At 51.5% G+C, this 3,846-nt stretch carries 3 protein-coding genes; 2 read left to right on the top strand and 1 reads right to left on the bottom strand.

Annotated features, from left to right (window positions below; all coding sequences use genetic code 11):
* Positions 1 to 1,437: recombinase family protein (locus tag H6795_04330; GenBank protein ID MCB9817720.1), on the bottom strand; the 1,437-nt coding region annotated here is incomplete at its 3' end.
* A 640-nt stretch (positions 1,438 to 2,077) separates the two neighbouring features.
* Between H6795_04330 and H6795_04325 the strand changes: the two genes are divergently transcribed.
* Both H6795_04325 and H6795_04320 read left to right on the top strand, forming a co-directional pair.
* Positions 2,078 to 2,977 carry an ABC transporter ATP-binding protein gene (locus H6795_04325; protein ID MCB9817719.1) on the top strand — a complete coding sequence of 300 codons (900 nt, stop codon included), beginning with the start codon at positions 2,078 to 2,080 and terminating at the stop codon, positions 2,975 to 2,977.
* Positions 2,974 to 3,768 carry an ABC transporter permease subunit gene (locus H6795_04320; GenBank protein ID MCB9817718.1) on the top strand — a complete coding sequence of 265 codons (795 nt, stop codon included), beginning with the start codon at positions 2,974 to 2,976 and terminating at the stop codon, positions 3,766 to 3,768. Before H6795_04325 ends, H6795_04320 begins: the two co-directional genes overlap by 4 nt.
* Positions 3,769 to 3,846: the final 78 nt, after the last annotated feature.

The raw sequence follows: 3,846 nt of genomic DNA, 5'->3' as shown, positions 1-3,846 counted from the left end.
GTCGCCACTCGTGGCGACATTTTTGTTTGTTAAAAACAGGTTCAACCCGAAGATTTCGCGCAGAAGGCTCTTTTTGGCTACAAAATCGTCAGTATGAGCGACATTACAGATAGAAACGGCTTTATCAAGCCAATTTCGCATAGGTTCAACCCAGCCGCTTTGTCCTATTGCCGCGTCGCTCATTTGTTCCTCCAAAGACTTCTTTTCGCTCATAATCTCGGCTTTCTTGGCAAGGTACATATCGCGCTCTATCACTTCGTCTAGATACGTATCAAGAAGTCTTTGCAACTTTTCTGACAGGTGCGCCACCCTGTCGCGCAAGTCCGCTAGTGCTTTGTCGCTTTCGGCTTGCTCTTTGCGTTCCTCGTTATCAACACGCTGGCGCAACCAGTCGCCCCACTCATCAGGTAGGGCGTAGCCCGCCAGCAATTTCGTCAACTGCTCATCGAGCAGCTCCGAGCGCACAGGCTTTTCGGTGCAAGTCATCGTTTTGCTCTTGCGCGTACATCGGTAATACACATAATGATGAACGTTGCCGTTTTTCTGTCGCTTGGTTTTGTTTTCGGCGGTTATTGCCATGCCGCACGAGCAGCGCAGCAACCCGCAATACGCCGCAGGCTCGCGCGTGTGGTCTTGCTCACGAAAACAACGCTTGGCAATCACGGCTTGCACTTTGTCGTACAGTTTTTTTGAGATAAGCGGCTGGTGTGTGCCTTGGTATACCTCGCCTTTGTACACGAAGTGTCCGTAGTAAAACGGATTAACTAGCATTTTCTTTACCTTGTCCACGCTCCACATCTTGCCGCCCTTAGTCTTTACGCCGTTGTCGTATAGATATTTGGCAATATCTATAAATCTACTTTCGTTTTTCGCGTACAGCTCCCATGCGCCGACTGCCAGCGGCGAACGCCGCTTGTCTACTTTTATGGTCTTTGTCCGCACATCGTTGTAATAGCCGAGCGGTGCGATACCTGGGTACTCACCGCGGCGCAGCTTTTCGCGCAAGCCGCGCTTTGTGTTTACCGACAAATTGTCTACATATTGTTTAGAGCTATTAAACTCGTTGGCAAGCATATACTTGCCTTGCGGCGTATTCTCAAACCAGAAATGAGGGAACTTTAGATCAGCGATGACATTTTCATCAAGCATATAAATAATCTTGCCGCTGTCTACTGAGTTGCGCGACAATCTGTCGGGCATCCATGCCAAAATCCCGTTTGCCTCGCCAGCCTCTATGCGCTCCAGCATTTTGTTAAACTTTTTGCGCCCTGGTTTCTTCGCTGTTTCTTTTTCTATTATCACGTCCACAATGTATATGCCCATGCGAGCTGCGAACTCTTTGAGTTCGGCGATTTGTGCCGCGATAGATAATACTTGCTTGTCCTCTACGTCCGTAGACTTACGAACATAGAGGAAATAGATGAGCCGAGGGAACATTACACACCACCTTATTTGCTTGCACTCAAAAAGCCGCTTCGCTGGAATACAAATCAGGCAAAACCTAACTTGTGCGAAACGGCTATTTGAGTGGTCAAATAGTAAAAGTTTTGCCGATTGATTTGTATTCCACTTACCAGTATACACGAAGTGTAGCGGCTTTGCCGCTCTAACAAACAAAAATCCATGCGCTTTAGCGCATGGGCAATTTCAAATCTCCCCCCTGAAAAACCCGTGGTCGGTGCTGCGCACCGCCACGCAAAAAGCCGCCCGTGAGGGCGACCAAATTGCATTTGTGTCGGAATTGGAGCGAATTTTTGCGTTCGCTAGAACCTATTTTAGCAAAGGAGCTACCGAAGTGAAACCCCTGTGGCAGCCAAAGGACAATCTGTGGAATACACCGCGTGCCGAGCGTAAGCGAGGCAAGCGCAAACCAAAGTGGTAACTCTAAGCCGCGCCGCCTGCGTGCGCCCAAGCGCACGCTGCGCCCCACCAGAAAAACCCTTTGCATATTTTTTGTAATTCCCCCCCGCCGAGATTTTTTGGAAGTTGAAAAGGGTGTTTTCTGGTGGTTCGTGCTCTACCGCAAGGTGGTAGATACTTCATATTTACTTCGGTACATGCTATACTAAAAATTGTTATGGCTACGCCGTTAAAAATCACAAACGTTACAAAATACTACGGACGCGCTAAAACGCCCGCCGTGCATAACTTGTCGCTGGCAATCCAGCCCGGCGAGGTATACGGCTTGCTCGGTGCAAATGGTGCGGGCAAAACGACCACGTTGCGCATGATACTTGATTTCATACGTCCGACGTCGGGTCATATTCAGCTTTTCGGCAAAGACAACGCCCGAGCGAACGCGACGATACGCCAGCGCGTCGGCTATTTGCCTGGTGATGTCGTCCTGCCAAAAGGCGCGACGGGACGGGAGTTTCTGGCGTATCTCGGCAAGTTGAGCGGCGGCACGGACAGTGAGTATGTGCAGCAACTGACAGAACGGTTTGAGGCGCAGCTTGATAAGAAAATGAGCCAACTTTCAAAAGGCAATCGCCAGAAAATCGGCATTATGCAAGCGTTTATGCACCGTCCTGATCTGCTAGTACTTGACGAGCCGACGAGCGGTCTTGATCCGCTGATGCAAGAGCAGTTCTATCGTACGGTGAGCGAGGCACGCGAGCGCGGGGCGGCGGTGCTGCTCAGCAGCCATAGTTTTGAGGAAGTTGAGCGCATGTGTGATCGTATCGGCATTGTGCGCGGTGGCAAATTTGTCTATGAAGGTACAGCAGCCGGTATTATCGCGACCCAAAAACCGCGCTGGCGCGTAACGTTCAAACATGCCGGCGACGCCGCAAAGTTACAAGACGACCCCGCGTTCAACGTCATTGACGCCGGGGCAGCAAGTCTGACGATTGAGCCGTCCGGCACGATTGAAAAGGCGCTCGCCGCGCTGTCGCACCATGCAATTGCCTCTATGACGACCAGCCAGCACGGTCTGGAAGATGAGTTTTTGCGCTTTTACGAGGAGGAAAAACGATGAACGCCGTGATTACGTGGGAGCTAAAACGCCGCCGCTGGTTTACCCTTTGGTGGACGATTGGTATCGCCAGCCTGATCGCGATAACGGTGCTGGCATACAAAGCCATCGGCCACGACGCCGCCAAACTCAATTCAAGCTTTGACAGTATCTCATCATCGGCGGGCGGCTTTTTCGGTGGCAGCGACTTTTTCTCGCCTATCGGCTACTTAAGTTCGCAGATTTATTACATATTGCTGCCGATCATGGTGATTATCATGGCGACAACATTGGCGGCTGGCCTCATGAACCGCGACGAGAACGACAGCACAGTTGAATATACGCTGGCGAGAGCCATGAGCCGCCGCCGCTTGTTGCTTGCTAAAACGATTGTCGGGCTGGTCGTCATTACTGCCGTTTGCGTGCTCACGTACGCGGTAACAGTAGCGACGGTGCAGTTTGCCGGTATTCACATTGGTCAGTGGGATTTGTTTATTACCCATGTGCTGTCTTTTGCATTTTCGGCGTCATTTGGCGTGATTGCCTTTGCACTTATGGCTGCCAGTCAACTGACACGCAAGGTTGCTACCAGCGTTGCAATTGTCCTGGCCTTTGGCGGTTATGTGGTATCGTCGCTGGCCGGACTGGTGCATTGGCTAGAAACGCCAGCCAAGTTTATGCCATACCATTACTATGATACGGTTGGGCTGTTAAGCGGGCATGTAGGACGCGGACTAACCGTGTATCTCATTGGTGTAGCTGTTATCGCTGCAACTATCGCGGCGATTGGTTATGCGCGGCGGGACATCGGTTAGTTGGCGGAACGTGCGCGAAGCGCGGGCGGCTTAAGCCGCCCCAGACGCGCCGCCTGTTTCGGCTTTTGCCGAAACGCA

The sequence above is a fragment of the Candidatus Nomurabacteria bacterium genome (assembly GCA_020631975.1).
Classification (GTDB): domain Bacteria; phylum Patescibacteriota; class Saccharimonadia; order Saccharimonadales; family CAIOMD01; genus JACKGO01.
The sequence above is the reverse complement of the archived record's forward strand: the minus strand, read 5'-3'. Positions and strand labels throughout refer to the sequence as shown.